Genomic DNA, 14779 nt, shown 5'->3' on the forward strand with positions numbered 1-14779 from the left:
ACCGCTCGGGCAATCTCAGGCGGGGCCACACCGCGCGCGCCACTCAGCCTCCCTTCTGCACGTGCCACGCCACGGACAGCAAGCGCGAGCTCAGTTTCAGGTTGCTGCGCTCGGCCGCCGGCAGCGACACCTCGAAGCGCACGCGGTCCTCGACGATGCGGAAATTGATCACGGCGCCCTGCTGCAGGCCGTTCTCGTCTTCCGTCACGCCCAGCACGCCGTTCTGCGCCGCGGTACGCAATACCTTCGGCAGCACGGCCGTCTCGGCGCCGACGAACACCATCTGCAGCCCGGCCAGCGGCTCCCCTTCGCGCAGGCTGCGCACGGCCACGGGGCGGCCGTTGACCGTCTTGCCGGCCGTGATGCGGGTCAGTTCGGTAGCCACGTCGTCGGCACCCAGCACGCCGACAACGAGCGGGCCGGCCGCTTCGGTGGCGGCGGGGAATTCCACGTAGCCGAGGAACTTGAACAGGTAGGCGGCCTTGACGCTGCGCTCCAGGTTCGCCGCGGCGATCGACGCGGGCTGGCCGCCGGCCGTGCACGTCAGCGCAAGGCACAGCATGACCAGCGCCAGCAGCGCGCCAAACCACCAGGTGGGTGACCAAGTGGTTGACCACGTCTTCGCCGTGGCGGATCGAGGGGGGACGATGACGAGTGGCGGCATGTCAGAATCGTACAGTGAGCTTGAGGATCGCGGTACGTTCGTACACGCTGCGATTGACCGCCTGGCCGAATTCCGGGTGGGAACCGTGCAACAGGTTCTGCCCGATCAGCGCCACGTCGATGTTCGGCCGCACCCGCCACATCCATTGCAGGTCCAGCTCGTGGTAGGACGGCACATACGGGCGCGGCAGCGCGCCCACGTAGCGCAACGTCCAGTCCAGTTGCATGTTCGCCGGCAGGTCGTGCGACGAGCGCAGCTGCCAGTAATGGTTCGGGTCGGAGGTGGCGAGGCCATACTGCGCGTTCGGATCGCCGCTGCCCGGGTGCACCGCCGTGCGCACGCGCTGCACGACGAGGCCGGCGTTCAGCCGCCACGTGTCGCGCACCTGCCAGCGCGCCCACATCTCGATGCCGCGGGTATTCCCGTAGCCCATATTGCGCACCTCGGACAACCCGCTGTACGCGGGGCCGCGCGGATTCGGCTCCTGCGTGCGCAGCCGGTCGTAGTCGGCGAAGAACGCCGTCGCCGAATAGGAGATCGCCGGGCTGGGCTGGATGCGGTAGCCCAGTTCCGCCACGTTGGCCGTCTCGGAAACGAAGTTCGGGCCGCCGCCGAGCGCGTAGCGCGGCACGCCGCCCAGGTTCAGCGGCTTGACGGGCGAATACAGGTCGCGGTCGAGGCGCGCCGGCGCCCGCACCGCGCGGGCCACGCTGGCCCACAGCAGCTGGCGGTTGTCCGGCGTCCACGCCAGCCGCGCGCTGGGCAGGTATTCGGCGCCCGTGTAGTGGTTGTGCTCGACTTTCGCGCCGACGGTCAGGCGCAGGTCGTCCGTCAGCGCCAGCTCGTCCTGCGCGAACAGGCTGCCCCAATGCATCGTCAGCTCCGGCGGCAGGATCGCGTAGGCGCGGCCGTTCGTCAGCCGGTCGCGCGCGTAGCGGTAGCCGCCGCCCCACGTGATGTTGTGGCGCTCGGCCACGCGCAGGCTGTGCTGCGCTTCAAGTTCCACCGTGTCGAGCCGTTCGACGATCGCGTTCGGCTGGTCGCGCTCGGTGTGATCGAGCACCAGCTGCAGGCGCACGTTGGCGTCGTCGGCCAGGCGGCGCGTCAGCCGCGTGACGAGGTTGGCGCCGGAGATGCGGATCGACGCCGGGGTGTTCTGCGCCAACTCCCCTTCGTACACGTCGCCCGACACCATCAGGCCGCCGCCGGCGCGATCCCAGTCGGCCCGGAAGCCGCCCTGCTTGCGCGTGTACGCGCTGGGCAGCGCACTGGCGACGGAGCTGGCGGCATCGTCCGCATCCACGTAGCGGGCATACACGCGGTAGTGGCCGCCGTTCGGCAGCAGGCCGCCGTAGCGCACGTTGGCATCGCGGTCGTCCTTGCTGCCCGTCGCGGCAAGCAGGCCGCCCTGGCTGTCCTTGGCCGAACGCGTGATCACGTTGATGACGCCATTGACGGCATTCGCGCCCCAGATCGAGCCGCCCGGCCCGCTGATCACCTCGATGCGTTCGATGTCCTCGATCAGCACGTCCTGCGCATCCCAGAACACGCCGGAGAACAGCGGCGTGTAGACGTTGCGCCCGTCGATCAGCACGAGCAGCTTGTTCGACTGCACGCCGTTGAAGCCGCGCGCGGTGACCGCGTAGTTGCGCGCATCGACGCGTGCGACTTGCAGGTTGGGAGCCAAGCGCAGCGCTTCGGGCAGCGTGCGCGCGCCGCTGCGGCGGATTTCGCTGCCGCCGATGATGTAGATCGACGCTGCCGCGTTGGCGAGGCGTTCCTCCTGGCGCGAGACGGACGTGATGACGATGTCGCTGAGCTGCTCGAGCGACAGTTCGGCAATGTCATCCTGCTGCGGCGCGCCCGCGGCACCCCCCGTCGCCAGGACGAGGCAAGCCGTCGCGAGGGGCGCACGAATTGTGATTGGTCTCATAAGCCGCGCCAGCAGGTTGAATTGTCTGGAAGAATTATAAACACGCTGCAGCACAGTATCGCGCACTGTAGCGCAGTCGCGTCTCAATTTTGCAAGCCATCCGTAAGACCGTGGCGCGGCTGCCGCGTTCCGCTGTGTTGTCACAGCACCGGCGCGGCGCGGCAATTCCGCCAGGATTGGTATACTCGCTGCCCATGAACAAGTACACACGCATGTCGGAAGAATGGGACCGGTGGCTTGACGCGAGCCTGGACAAGGGCTGCCGGACGCAGGACATCGTGGCCGCGATGGTGGCCGCGCATTACGACCCCGCCTATGCCGAGCGCACCGTGGCGGAACGCCAGGCGCAGCGCCTGCAGCCGGCCGCGGCCGCCAAGCCGGGCCCCTACCGCTACGGCACGCCGACGATCCGCCACCGCGACAACGTGATCGAAACGAGCGACCGCGTCGTGCGAGTGACGATGCGCATCGAGCAGCCCGTGATCGCCGTGCTCGACGACGTGTTCGCGCCGGAGGAATGCGATGCCGTCATCGCGCTGGCGCGGGCGCGCCTGCAACCGTCCGCCACACTGAGCCCGACGACGGGCGAGAACCAGGTGCGCGAGCACCGCACCAGTGAAGGCGCGTTCCTCGACGATGCCGGCGACCCGCTGCTGAAGCGCCTGAACGGACGCATCGCCGAGATCATGAACCAGCCGGTGGCCCATGGCGAGGCGCTGCACGTGCTGCATTACCAGGTGGGCGCCGAATACAAGCCGCACCACGACTACTTCGACCCGGCCAACCCCGGCTTCGCGGCCACGCTGAAACGGGGCGGCCAGCGCGTCGCCACGTTGATCGTCTACCTGAACGACGTCGAGGAAGCGGGCGACACGATCTTCCCGAAGCTGGGCTTGTCCATCGTGCCCAAGCAAGGCCGCGCCGTCTACTTCGAATACGTGAACGGCGACGGCCAGCTGGACGAAGCGAGCCTGCACGGCGGCGCACCCGTCGCGCGCGGCGAGAAGTGGGTCGCCACGAAGTGGGTGCGGCAGGGCGTGTTCCGCTGAACGGGCCCGCCTAGGCACAGGACCGTTGCCGGCGCGCGAGCCAGAGCACGCAGGCAAGCCCGGCACCGTACAGCGGCAGCGGGGCCGGCTCCGGTACCGCCGGCAAGGTCGCGGCCGAGACGGCATAGTCGAAGTACAGCAGGTACAGTGGCCCCGGTTCCAGCAGCGGTGTCGTCATCGTGAACGCCAGCAGGCCGGAATCGTAGGCGGCCTCTCCCGCCGCCACCGTGCGGTTCAGCGCCGCCGGCGCGAACGTCGACTCGGCGCCCGTGCTGTTGTTTTTCAACGTGACGGCAAAAGACACGGCCGCGCTGGCGTCGTCCGCGCGCGCGGCGTGTGCCTGGGCCGTGGCGCGGCCCTGGAACGACAGCACCAGCGCGTCGGCGCTGTCGACAGTGAAGACGAGCGGGTACAGGCTGGCCTCGGCCAGCGCATGGCTTGCTTGCGCCGTCGAAACCGCCTCGGCCGTCATCACGTGAAAGGCATTCGACGTATCGGCGGAGCGCAGGTTGCGGGTCTCTTCGAATGCCGCCGCGGCGTCGCCGGCCAGCGGCGACGGCGCCGGCGCGCAGCCGGTTCCCGTGCAGCTGTACAGCCAGGTATGGAGATCGGGCTCCTCGACGAAGTCGCGCCCCCCGCCCCGCCGGCCATCCGCTTCCGTGACGACCGTGGCAGGTCCGCTGGGCATCGGCAACGCGGTGTCCGGCGCGCCGGCAAGGTGCAGCGCGGGCATGCGCAACTCGAAGCCCGCCGCGGCGGTGCTTGCCTGCGCCAATCCGCTGCACAGCAGGGCCAGCGACCCGCCGGCCGCGACGCGGCGCCAGCGCCCGCGGCCAAGCAGTGCCAGCAGTGCCAGGCCGGCAACGTACAGCGCCGCGCCGGAAGGTTCCGGCACCAGCCCAATGAATACGTTCTGCGCCAGCTCCACGTGGTAGACGCGGGCCGGATCGAAGTACGCCGTCTCGACCACGGTGCGGACGAAATATTCGTATTGCGCCGAGTCGCGGTCCGAGTGCAGCACCACGTGCGTGTTCAAATCCTCGGGCGCGATGCGCAGCACGTCGTATCCGATGGTGACGTCGGTGACCGTCAGCCAGAACTCGCTGTCCGCGTTCACGACCGGCAGGTCGGGCGTGCCGGCCGCCACGCGCATGTCCAGGTAGCGCATCACGTCGAACGCGAACGTGATCTCCCCGGCCGCCGGCGGCTGGAAGTCGAAGCCGCCGCGGCTCCAGCTGCGCGCCTGGATCCAGTCGCGGGCGGGCTCCGGATCCTCGAAGTACCGGTCGGCGCGCACGTACTGGTGCGCCTCTGCGAGACTGAGGTCGAACATGCGGTACATTTCCGCTCCCGCGTGCACGAAATTGCCCGTCGCGGGCAAACCCTCGCCCGGCCGGAAGCCGACCCGGTCCGCCGGGCAATCGGTCCCCAGGCATCCTTCCGCCAGCCCCGTGGGCGCATAGATCCACGTCTGCTCGCGGTTGACTTCCGACATCGCGCTGCCGGCGCTGTTGCGGATACGCAGTTCCTCGCTCGAATACGCCCTGCCGTCCGGCGCCAGCATGCGCGGGGCATCTAATTGCAGGATGTTGGTGATGTACGCGCCGGGCCCGGCGCAGGCCGCGGGCGGCAGCGCAAGTAACAGGCAGAACAGCGGGACCGGGACGAGTCTCGACAGGAGCGGCATGACATCCTCCGTGGGCAGGTGGAAAGAGCGCAGCGGGCACGCTGCTCAATCCAGTATTGTTCCCCGTCCCACGGGTGCTTTGACTTTCTGCATGCATGTCGCACGCGAGTGCTTTGCGTTGCCGCCCTCAGTCGTCGTCGCTGCCGATCTGGTCGATGATGCGCTTGCCCTGCTCGACACCGCCGTCGCCCTCGCCCAGCGGCACGTAATAGTGGAACAGCGGTTCGCCATCCTTGTAGACCGAGCCCATGCAGATCTCGTATCCCTTGTAGCGCACGGTCTTCGTCTGCGTCAGTTCTGTGCCTCTCACGATCACCTCCCCCATATTGCATGGTCTCCGATAGTGTGGGCGCCGTCGGCAGTCCGCGGCGCCGTCGATATGGTCCTGCCCGACGGTTTCGAGTATGCCGTGCACGCATGGCGCGAACTGTGCGCGGCTTCACTGAGTGAACCCGGAGCGGCCAGGGTGGCGCTTTTGCTACGCGGCAGTAAGCACGGGGCAATTTCACCGGTCGTGGTACGTACCATCCGATGCTGAGCGGCGAAAATCGGCTATCATGCGGCACGTCCTGATGTGGAATCGACCATGACCCTCGCCTTCCCCGCCGCCCGCTCCTACGACCTGCTTGCCTTCGGCGACCCGACGCTCGATTTGCTGCTTACCGTGCAGCGCGCGCCGCTGGCGGACGAGAAGGTGCTGGGCCGCCGCCTGCCGCCGCTGGCCGGCGGCACCGTCGCCAACGTCGCGTGCGCCGCCAGCCTGCTGGGCCGGCGCACGCTTGCGTATGGCCGCATTGCGGCCGATGCGGAAGGCGCGTTCCTGCGCGCCGGCTACGAGGGCCGCGGCGTCGACACGGCTTACCTGCGCGCCGTGCCGGGCGCCGTGTCGCCGACGGCCCTCGTGCTTGTCGAGGCCAGCGGCGAGAAGGCGGTGATCTATGCGCCGATGCCCGGCGCCACGCTGGACGAGGCGACGCTGGCGCCGGCGCTGGCACACAGCCGCGTGATCTATGCGATGCCGTACGACCTGGCCGAGTTCGAAAGAGTGCACGCGCTGGCGCGCGCGGCCGGCACGTCGCTGGCGATCGACGTCGAGGCCGCCATGGTGAGCAGCCGCCCCCAACTGGAGCACCTGCTTGCGCTGTGCGACATCGTGTTCATGAACGATGCCACCTACCGCGCCGTGCTGGGCATGGAACCGGATGAGGCCGGAATGGCTGCGCTGCTGGGCACGCCGCACAGGAGCGGCCCGGCGCTGCTGGCCGTCAGCCGCGGCGCGCGCGGGGCCGTACTGGCCGTGCCGGGGGCGTTCATGACGCAGCCGGCGTTCGCGACGACAGTGGTGGATACGACGGGCGCCGGCGACGCGTTCAACGGCGCGCTGCTGGCCGCGCTGCTGGAAGGCCAGGCGCCGGACGCGGCGCTGCGCTTTGCCTGCGCGGCGGGCAGCCTGGCCGTGACGGCCGTCGGCGCACGTGCCGCGTTGCCCGTGCGGGCCCAGGTCGAAGCTGTGCTGGCCAATGGCAACGCGGCAAGAGTCGTTAGCTCTGAACAATAGACACAGAGGCCGGCGAGGTCCGCCGGCTTGCACTCAGGTACGCACCACCTTATGATGCTCGCAGGGAGCTGGGCAGCCCATGAGGTACGTGCCAGTTGCGGCAGCATCGACGCGCATCGGCGGCACGGTCATCGGCACGTCATACCGGGTTCCTATAATGGATGACTCCACTTCCGGTGGTGGCAGGGTGTCAGCGCAGGTTGCCCAGCATCTCGTGCAGTTCGAGGCGGTTGTAGGCGATGCGCATCGCGTCGCGCGCGTTGACGGCCTTCTTGCCGACCAGTTGAGCCAGCGCGTCGTTCAGGGAGCGCGACATATTGTCTTCCTTGCGCTTCATGAAGTCCGCGATCAGGTGCAGCTTGCCCGGCGCGGAGAGGAACGGCGCGAGCTGCTGATTGTTATTGAAGATCATTTCGCTGGCCAGCACGAAGTCCTTGCCGCTTTCGCTGGGCAGCAAACCTTGGAAAATCACGCCGACGAGCGCATTGGCAAGCGCCGTCGCGCGCTGTTCGCGCTGTTCGGCAGGGAAGAAGCCGAGCAGCTTCGTGATGGCGCCGACGGCATGACTGGTGTGCAGCGTGGCCAGTACCAGATGACCGGATTCCGCCGCATGCAGCACCGTCTCCGCCGTGTCGTAGTCACGGATTTCGCCGACCATCAGCACGTCCGGCTTCTGGCGCAGCGCCTCGCGCAGGCCGCTGGCGAAGCTGGCCGTGTCGGTGGGCACTTCCTTTTGCGACACGATCGAGCGCTTGCGCTGCAAGACGTATTCGATCGGTTCCTCGATCGTCACGATGTGGCCGTTGCGCAGGCCGTTGATGTAGTCCAGCATGGCGGCGATGCTCGTCGTCTTGCCGGAACCGGTGGGGCCGGACACGAGGATCAGGCCGTTGGCGGCGTCCAGCAACGTGCGAACGTACGACGGCAGGCCGGTGCTTTCCAGCGCCAGCGGCAGCAGCGGCAAGCGGCGTATCGAGACGCCCACCTTGCTGCCGGCGCCCATCCGGTACACATTGCAGCGCAGGCGGCAGTTGGGCAGGGTCAGCGGACGGTCCAGCGCCCGGTCGACGATCTTGTCTTCCCAGTCCTCGTCAACCGCCTGCAGGAACGGCGTCATCTCCTTCAGCGACACTGGCGCGTCGCGGAACGGTTGCCAGCCGCGCGGCGTCTTGATCATCGCCTGCGCATCCTGCTCCAGGTGGATGTCGGAAAAGGCCTGGCCGCTGCCGGCCAAGGTCAGCAGTTCCTGCAAGAAATCGTTCGAGTTCGGCTCCACCATGGAATGCACCTGAAAGTTAAAAAAGAGTTACGATCTCAGCGCGCGGGCATGCACGCAGACAACACATTACAAACCACGTTGCTCGTCATACAGCATATGCGGACAATATACTTGCGGTCCAGTAATTATACGTCTGCCAATTGTCTGGCATCGCGTACAACTCGGTGTTAAGGGAAGCGCTCGTTCGACCATGAAGATCGCCTGTTACATCCGCAACTCCGCCGTGTCCGAGCACGTGCGTTCGGTGCTGGCGCGCGCCAACCACGAGTCCGTCCACTTCGACAACGAGCCCGCCCTGCTGCGCTCGATCCGCCGCAGCGCCGTCGACATGATCCTGATCGACCTGGGCGCCGCGCCGCGCGAGGACAACAGCATACTCTCGTGGCTCAATCTGCGTAGCGGCGACAAGACGCCCGTGATCATCCTGTCCCCCATCAAAAGCCCGGACCTGGCCGCGCTGGCCCTGAACAGCGGCGCCGACGACTTCGTGCCCCGCCCGTTCGAACCCGTCGAACTGACGGCCCGCATCAACGCGCTGCACCGCCGCGCCACCCCGGCCGGCGCACGCCGCTCGATCGCGTTCGCCGGCTACCTGCTCGACCGCGACAGCGGCCGCTGCTCGTTCGAAGGCACCGAGATCGAGCTGACGCCCCGCGAATTCTCGATGGCGTGGCTGTTCTTCTCGTCGCCCGGCATCTACATCTCGCGCGACACGATCGGCGCCTCGATCTGGAGCGCGGACAGCGAAGTGGCCGGCCGCACGATCGAGCAGCACGTCTACAAGCTGCGCAAGAAGCTGCAGGTCGGCGAGCGCAAGGTCGTCATGATCCGCACCGCCTACACGCAGGGCTACCGGCTGGAGCTGTGCGCGCCCGAGTGAGCTTGGTGCGACCGGCCGCATGACAGGTGAACGCATGACGTCAGGGCGCCGCATCGTCGTCCAGCGCATCGCGCGGTATGTTGCGGTACACCTTCCACGCATACTTGATGCGCAGCGCCGCATCGCGCGCGTTGTAGGCCCCCACCGCTTCCCACGTCGTGCCCATCTTGCGCATGTTCTGCGCAAGGATCCATGCACCCACCTGGATGCTGGTGCACGGGTCGTACAGCTGCTTCTCGTCGATGCCGTGCTTCCTCAGCGTGGGCAGCCAGCTGCTGTTGATCTGCATGAGGCCGATGTCGTACGTGCCGTTGCGGTTGCTGCGGTTGATCGCGTTCGGGTTCAGGCCCGATTCCGTTTTCGCGATCGCGTACAGCAGGTGGGCGTTGACGCCGTAATGGGCGGCCGCCTCTTCCCAGCATGCGCTGGCGGGGCCGGCCAGCAAGGCAAGCAGCAAACCAGCGGCGCCGTGCCTGACGGCGCACCGTTCAGTTGATCGTGTATTGTCCATTGGAGTACCTGAATGTGTTGTCCGGACCGCAGATCAGCGGGCGCTGCGCCGCATCCATCACCACCGTGCCGTATGGATAAACGATGACGACCTTGCCTTCCTCGGGGTCCATCTCCTCGTAGTTGCATGCGGCACCAGGCGCAAGCACGAGGCCGAGCGACACCGCCGGTGAGGACAGCCAGCTGTCGACCAGCACGCCTTTCGACTGCAGCATGTGCTTGACTACCACGTCGCGGTCCACTTCCACATTGCGCTTGACCAGCACGTCCTGGCCGACGTTGATGTCGCGGTCCGTATTGATGTGGTCTTTCGCGTGGATGCCGCCCTCGGACTCCACGTGCTGGCGCGCCCACAGCTCGTTGGCGGAGCTCCTGCCGGGCACGTTGAAGTTGCCCAGCTGGTCCACCGCCAGCGCCACCCAGCCGGCGCCGTCGTACGTGAATGCGCGGGACAGCGACGTCACCATGCGCACGTCGCCCGCGGTGCTGCCCGGCAGCGCGGTGAGCGTCGCATACGTGTCGACCGGGTCCTTCCAGCTGGACGGCTGCGACCAGTTGCCGTCCGCGCCGCACGTCAGCAGCTTGCGCGTCGCGTTGTCCATCGCGATACCCGGTACCGCGACGCCGGCTTCGTTCAGGCACGACGTGCCGGCCGTGACCAGCGCGTCCACGCCGAAGCGCAGCGCCGTGTTCATCCGGTTGACTTCCGGCCGCCCCGGCACGGCGCTGCGGTACAGGTAATCGGCCGGCTGCTGTGCGGCGCCGTCGTGGAACACGCTGGTGACGAGGTGGCCCGCGTCCGCCGCCGTGCCCTGCAGCGCCGGCCCCGGGCTGCCCGTGCACGTGACGCCGCGGTACACGGTCGTCTGCATCTGCCACGCCGTGCCGCGCGCCGTGCCGGGCGCCGTGGCGGCGATGTAGCCGGCACCGCTGCCCGCCTGTGCCGCGACGGCAGCGATGTCCTTGTCGCCGATCGGGTCGCCGCCGCTCGTCACCACCAGCGCATCGAAGCGGCGCGGCCAGTTGACGGGGTCCGGCTGGCGCACCAGCACGCAGGTGCGCTGCCGATAAGAATTGGTGTCGAGGAAGCTGTCCGGCAGCAGGCGCGCCGTGCGCAGCTGCGCCACCGTGACCGGCACGATCGTCGCCGGCGTGCCGGCCTGCACCGCGAGCGGCGCCGCATTGGCGCGCAGGTACTCGCGCGCCGCCGCCGCCACCTGTTCCTGGTAGTAGGCGGCCTGCTGGCCCTTCATGTCATCCAGCGAACCTTGCACGAGGCCCGCCAGGCCGGCCAGCAGCAGCGCGCCGATGGCCAGCGTGGCAAGCAGCTCGACAAGCGTGAAGCCGCCATTGTGCAGGGATCTGTTCATCGCGGACCTCATTGCGCCGCCGCCAGCCAGACGGGCGAATCGGCCGGCACCGCGCGGCGGGCAAGCAGGGGCGCGAGCGGCACGCCCGTATCGCCATGCACCGGCGAGTACAGCGTGGCCGCGCCGGCCCGGTACACGCCGGCCAGCAGCGAGCCTTGCGCCAGCGTGGCCACGGCGGTGCCCAGGTCGCGCTCGGGGCGTGCCGCCGCGTAGATATAGATCGTGCCGTCCGCCGCGCGGTAGTTGGCCCAGCGGTCGGCCGGCAGCGTGGACCAGTCGCGCAGCATGCCTTCGGCGCGCAACGTCGCCGTGGCAACGCTGGTATCGCGTTCGGCATCGTGCACGCCGAAATAGCGCGCCACGGCAGCACGGTACACGGCCATCTCCTCGGCCGTGATCGCGGCGGCCTGCTGGCGGCCCGCCGTCTCGCCCCGCTGCGCCTGGTGCGCCCACGCGCTGCCCAGCGCCAGCAGCACCGCCATCAATGCTATGCCCCACATGCCGCTCTCCCGTGCTGGCGCCGCTTACGAGGCGGTGAAGGTGATGTTGTTGGTCGCGGCACCGCACAGCGTTGCGGCCTGCGCCGCCGTGGCCGGGAACGTCGTCACCGAGCTGCTCTCGCCCGTCGCAATCGACGTCCACCCGCTGGCCCCGCTGACCAGGTTCATGCACACGTCCTGCGGTACGGCCGCGTAGGAAATCGTGAAGGTGGCGCCGGCGCCCACGACAGTGACGGCGCCGCCCCAGCTGTTGTTGAGCGCGCCCTCGCCGCCCCGTATGATGGTGGCCGGCACGGCGTTCGCCAGCAGCAGGTTCGGCACCATCTCGGCCGGATACGACTGGCCCATGTACAGCTTGCGCGCGGCCGTGCGCAGCGCGACGACTTCCTCGGCCGCCTGGTTCGACTTGGCACTGCCGAACGCGCCGTTGAGCAGCGACACGGCACCCAGCACGACGGCAGCGGCGATGCCGAGATAGGCGATCGCTTCGAGCAGCGACGCGCCCCGCTGCGCGCCGCGGCGCCGCCGGCCATGCAGCGCGGCACGGCTGGCGGGAGTAGATACGATGTAAGGCATGCGGTTCATGGTCTGTCCTCGAAACTCGTTGGGTTGAACGAAACTACGTTGTAACGGCGCGAACGCCGGGACTGCGAAAAAAAAACCTTGCCGCTCAGCGCGCGGCGCGCGCCACGGCGGCCAGCTCCTGCTGGATGCCGAAAAACCCCGTGACGATCCAAGCGATGACGATCGCCAGCGCGACGATCGCAAAACCGTTCACCACCTTCATGCGCAGCGCGATCGACTCGACGCCCTCCTCCATCCATTCCGCGGCCAGCAGCCGCAGCGCGTCGGAAAAGCCCTTGTGCTCCGCATACACGCACAGGTCGTCGATCACTTCCTTCGACGGGAACACGTAGCCGGCGTTCTTCAGCGCCTCGCCGCAGTTCAGGCCGGAGCGCACGCCCAGGAGGGCCCCGTCGAGCCGCTCGCGCAGCCACGGCTGCGCCATCGCGGACAGCCGCAGCAGCGACTTTTCCACCGTCACGCCGGCCGCCTGCAAGGCCGAGAAGGCCATCAGGAAGCCGCCGCCGGCCACCAGCCGGTAGATCGAATACGGCGCGAAGCGGTCGGCGAATACCCGCGCATTGCCGCGCCAGCGGGGCATCGACACGAACATGCCCACCACCAGCGCGACGACCAGCAGCACGGCCGGCAGCATCCAGTCCTGCACCCACAGCGACAGCAGGTACAGCGAACGGGCCGGCCCGTGCCAGCGCGTCGGGTCCATCATCTGCGTGAACTGCGGAATGACGCGGCTGCCGAACAGCCACACGTAGCCCAGCGCGAGGCCCAGCACGGCCAGCGGATACGCGATGCCGGACAGGATCACCGTGCGGATGCGCCGCGACGCATGCACGACTTCGACGACGGCCAGCAAGGTCGCTTCCAGCCGGCCGGACTGCTCGCCCGCATTGATGATCATCTGCTCGGTGCGCGGCACCCACCATGCGAGGCCGTCCGACAGCAGGTGGCCGTTCTGCACCATGCGGCGGCAGTCGTCCAGCACGATGGCCAGCGGCTCGTCGGGCCGCCGGCCGTTGTCCGACGCGCGGCGGCGCAGCTCCTCGAGGATGCGCAACAGCGGCAGGCCGCTGGCCAGCATCTTGGCGATCTGGCGGTACAGCCGCAGCCGCGCCATCGCCGTGAACTGGGTACGCGCCCAATAGCGTTGTAGGTCAAACTGCATCGCCGTCCCCCACGACTTGCAGCCGGCGCGCCGACTGGCCCGGCCGCAGCATCAGCCGGCCCACCACCTGCTCCGCCATGCGCGGATCGATCAGCCCCGCCGCCACCTTCTCGATCGCGTGATCGACGATCGTGCGGCCGCCCAGCTCCTGCAGCCAGTGCGCCACCGCCGCCGACTTGTCGCCTTGCCGGATGTGGCGGAAGAACTGCTCGTCCGGCACGATAATCTCGGCCAGCACGGTGCGGCCCGTCGTGCCGCGGCCGGCGCAATGGGGGCAGCCCGGGCCGGTGACGTACACCTGCCGCAGGTCGCTGACCACCTGCGCCACCCGCTCGGCCACGCTTGGGGCCAGCACGCCCGGTGCGCGCGCCAGCTCCACCTTGCAGTGCGGGCACAGTGCCTTCACGAGGCGCTGGCTGATCAGGCCCGTGATCACCGTGTGGTCCGCCACCAGGCTGGCCGGCAGGCCCAGGTCCAGCAGGCGGTCGACGATCGCCGCGGCGCTGTTCGCATGCACGGTGGTCCAGACCTGGTGGCCCGTCATCGCGGCGCGCAGCGCGTTCTGGGCCGACGCGCGGTCGCGCACCTCGCCGATCATGATCGTGTCCGGGTCGAGCCGCATCGCGTTCGAGATCGCCGCGGCGAACAGCCGCGCGCGGTCTTCCTCGGAGCCGGCGTTCGTCACGGAAGTCTGCACGGCGCCGTCGATCGGGTATTCGACCGGGTCCTCGACGGTCAGCACGTGCAGCCGGCCGCACGCTTCCAGCAGCTCGCCCTGCAGCACGCGCTGCAGCGTCGTCGACTTGCCCGAACCCGTCGGCCCGCTGATGATGTTCAGGCCAATGGGCTGCTCCTTCAGCTGCTGCAGCACCGCGACGTGCGCGGGCGCGAAGCCGAGACGGTGCAGGTCGACGTTGTCGCCCGCGTCGTTGTACAGCAGGCGCAGGACCATCAGCGTGCCCTCGCTGGTCGGCACGGTGGCGATGCGCACGCCGTACAGGCCGGGCGGCAGCTTGTCGCGGTCGGCGATGCTGGCGTCCTGCCGCTCGGACGGCTTGTACGAGCTGTCCGAGACGGACGTCATCGCGCCGTACAGCGTGGCCAGCAGGCGCTCGCCGTATTCGCGGGTCTGGCCGCCGACGGGCAGCAGGTCGTTGTGGATGCGGAAGTGGATCTCCGTGCTGGCGGAACGCACGCGGATGTGGATGTCCGATGCACGTGCCTGGCAGGCTCGCGACAGCAGCTCCTTCGCCGTCACCTGCATCATCGAGTGTTCCTGGTGCCGGTCCAGCAGGCCGCCGCTCTGGTTCAGCCGCCGCACCGTATCGATGCGCACGTACAGCACCTGGAACGGCCGGCCCATCTTCTGCAGGCGCGCCTGGTACGACAGCACGTGCGCGTTCAGGTGCTGGCCGTCGGCGACCAGCAGGCGGCCGTCCGCCAGCAGGCAAAGCAGCTTGCGCTCTTCCGCGCTGGCCTCGAACGGCCCGGCCAGGCTGATGACCTCGACGCTGCCGAAGTCGTCCGCCGCGCCGGCGCTGTCCAGCGGCGGCCCGCCGATGCTGGCGCGCGACGGCGAAGGCGCCGGCGGCGGCACCACGG

At 68.6% G+C, this 14779-nt stretch carries 14 protein-coding genes; 3 read left to right on the forward strand and 11 right to left on the reverse strand.

Annotated features, from left to right (window positions below; all coding sequences use genetic code 11):
- Positions 1-43: 43 nt before the first annotated feature.
- Positions 44-664, reverse strand: a complete 621-nt coding sequence (locus tag IP92_RS27105; protein ID WP_145881258.1) for a TOL_0243 family YfiR-like periplasmic protein — start codon at positions 662-664, stop codon at positions 44-46.
- Position 665: 1 nt separating this feature from the next.
- Positions 666-2597 carry a TOL_0244 family TonB-dependent receptor gene (locus IP92_RS27110; protein WP_145881260.1) on the reverse strand — a complete coding sequence of 644 codons (1932 nt, stop codon included), beginning with the start codon at positions 2595-2597 and terminating at the stop codon, positions 666-668.
- A 194-nt stretch (positions 2598-2791) separates the two neighbouring features.
- Between IP92_RS27110 and IP92_RS27115 the strand changes: the two genes are divergently transcribed.
- Positions 2792-3646, forward strand: a complete 855-nt coding sequence (locus IP92_RS27115; RefSeq protein ID WP_145881262.1) for a 2OG-Fe(II) oxygenase — start codon at positions 2792-2794, stop codon at positions 3644-3646.
- 10 nt (positions 3647-3656) lie between these two features.
- Here IP92_RS27115 and IP92_RS27120 read toward each other — a convergent pair whose 3' ends face one another.
- Together IP92_RS27120 and IP92_RS27125 are read right to left on the reverse strand one after the other, a co-directional pair.
- Positions 3657-5333: a hypothetical protein gene (locus tag IP92_RS27120; RefSeq protein WP_145881264.1), complete on the reverse strand. Its 1677-nt coding sequence runs from the start codon at positions 5331-5333 to the stop codon at positions 3657-3659.
- Between the two features lie 127 nt (positions 5334-5460).
- A complete protein-coding gene (locus IP92_RS27125) occupies positions 5461-5643 on the reverse strand; it encodes a hypothetical protein (protein ID WP_145881266.1) in 183 nt (60 codons plus the stop codon).
- 276 nt (positions 5644-5919) lie between these two features.
- On the opposite strand from IP92_RS27125, the gene IP92_RS27130 reads away from it, so the two are divergent.
- Positions 5920-6891 carry a carbohydrate kinase family protein gene (locus IP92_RS27130; protein ID WP_145881268.1) on the forward strand — a complete coding sequence of 324 codons (972 nt, stop codon included), beginning with the start codon at positions 5920-5922 and terminating at the stop codon, positions 6889-6891.
- Positions 6892-7081: 190 nt separating this feature from the next.
- On the opposite strand, the gene IP92_RS27135 is transcribed toward IP92_RS27130, so the two are convergent.
- The gene (locus tag IP92_RS27135; protein WP_145881270.1) at positions 7082-8170 is read right to left on the reverse strand and encodes a type IV pilus twitching motility protein PilT; all 1089 of its coding nucleotides are present in this window, start codon (positions 8168-8170) and stop codon (positions 7082-7084) included.
- Positions 8171-8360: 190 nt separating this feature from the next.
- Here IP92_RS27135 and IP92_RS27140 point away from each other — a divergent pair, with 190 nt between their 5' ends.
- Entirely contained in the window at positions 8361-9050 is a 690-nt protein-coding gene (locus IP92_RS27140) for a response regulator transcription factor (RefSeq protein WP_145881272.1), read from the forward strand.
- 40 nt (positions 9051-9090) lie between these two features.
- Here IP92_RS27140 and IP92_RS27145 read toward each other — a convergent pair whose 3' ends face one another.
- The 6 genes from IP92_RS27145 to IP92_RS27170 form a co-directional block, all read right to left on the reverse strand.
- On the reverse strand, positions 9091-9507 hold the full coding sequence (locus tag IP92_RS27145) for a lytic transglycosylase domain-containing protein (protein WP_229418993.1): 417 nt from the start codon (positions 9505-9507) through the stop codon (positions 9091-9093).
- A gap of 31 nt (positions 9508-9538) precedes the next feature.
- Positions 9539-10930 (reverse strand): shufflon system plasmid conjugative transfer pilus tip adhesin PilV, encoded by a 1392-nt coding sequence (gene pilV, locus IP92_RS27150; RefSeq protein ID WP_229418994.1) that lies wholly within the window; start codon positions 10928-10930, stop codon positions 9539-9541.
- An 8-nt stretch (positions 10931-10938) separates the two neighbouring features.
- On the reverse strand, positions 10939-11430 hold the full coding sequence (gene pilM / locus IP92_RS27155) for a type IV pilus biogenesis protein PilM (protein ID WP_145881278.1): 492 nt from the start codon (positions 11428-11430) through the stop codon (positions 10939-10941).
- A gap of 24 nt (positions 11431-11454) precedes the next feature.
- Positions 11455-12015: a type 4 pilus major pilin gene (locus tag IP92_RS27160; protein ID WP_229418995.1), complete on the reverse strand. Its 561-nt coding sequence runs from the start codon at positions 12013-12015 to the stop codon at positions 11455-11457.
- 85 nt (positions 12016-12100) lie between these two features.
- A complete protein-coding gene (locus tag IP92_RS27165) occupies positions 12101-13177 on the reverse strand; it encodes a type II secretion system F family protein (protein WP_145881280.1) in 1077 nt (358 codons plus the stop codon).
- Positions 13167-14774 carry a GspE/PulE family protein gene (locus IP92_RS27170; protein ID WP_371860990.1) on the reverse strand — a complete coding sequence of 536 codons (1608 nt, stop codon included), beginning with the start codon at positions 14772-14774 and terminating at the stop codon, positions 13167-13169. The genes IP92_RS27165 and IP92_RS27170 overlap by 11 nt, the downstream gene beginning before the upstream one ends.
- Positions 14775-14779: the final 5 nt, after the last annotated feature.

Source organism: Pseudoduganella flava, from assembly GCF_007830495.1.
GTDB classification, from domain to species: Bacteria; Pseudomonadota; Gammaproteobacteria; order Burkholderiales; family Burkholderiaceae_D; genus Rugamonas; species Rugamonas flava.

Coding starts and splice junctions, on each gene's coding strand:
- IP92_RS27105 (WP_145881258.1), bottom strand. CDS start 664: ATGCCGCCACTCGTCATCGTCCCCCCTCGATCCGCCACGGCGAAGACG.
- IP92_RS27110 (WP_145881260.1), bottom strand. CDS start 2,597: ATGAGACCAATCACAATTCGTGCGCCCCTCGCGACGGCTTGCCTCGTC.
- IP92_RS27115 (WP_145881262.1), top strand. CDS start 2,792: ATGAACAAGTACACACGCATGTCGGAAGAATGGGACCGGTGGCTTGAC.
- IP92_RS27120 (WP_145881264.1), bottom strand. CDS start 5,333: ATGCCGCTCCTGTCGAGACTCGTCCCGGTCCCGCTGTTCTGCCTGTTA.
- IP92_RS27130 (WP_145881268.1), top strand. CDS start 5,920: ATGACCCTCGCCTTCCCCGCCGCCCGCTCCTACGACCTGCTTGCCTTC.
- IP92_RS27135 (WP_145881270.1), bottom strand. CDS start 8,170: ATGGTGGAGCCGAACTCGAACGATTTCTTGCAGGAACTGCTGACCTTG.
- IP92_RS27140 (WP_145881272.1), top strand. CDS start 8,361: ATGAAGATCGCCTGTTACATCCGCAACTCCGCCGTGTCCGAGCACGTG.
- pilV (WP_229418994.1), bottom strand. CDS start 10,930: ATGAACAGATCCCTGCACAATGGCGGCTTCACGCTTGTCGAGCTGCTT.
- pilM (WP_145881278.1), bottom strand. CDS start 11,430: ATGTGGGGCATAGCATTGATGGCGGTGCTGCTGGCGCTGGGCAGCGCG.
- IP92_RS27160 (WP_229418995.1), bottom strand. CDS start 12,015: ATGAACCGCATGCCTTACATCGTATCTACTCCCGCCAGCCGTGCCGCG.
- IP92_RS27165 (WP_145881280.1), bottom strand. CDS start 13,177: ATGCAGTTTGACCTACAACGCTATTGGGCGCGTACCCAGTTCACGGCG.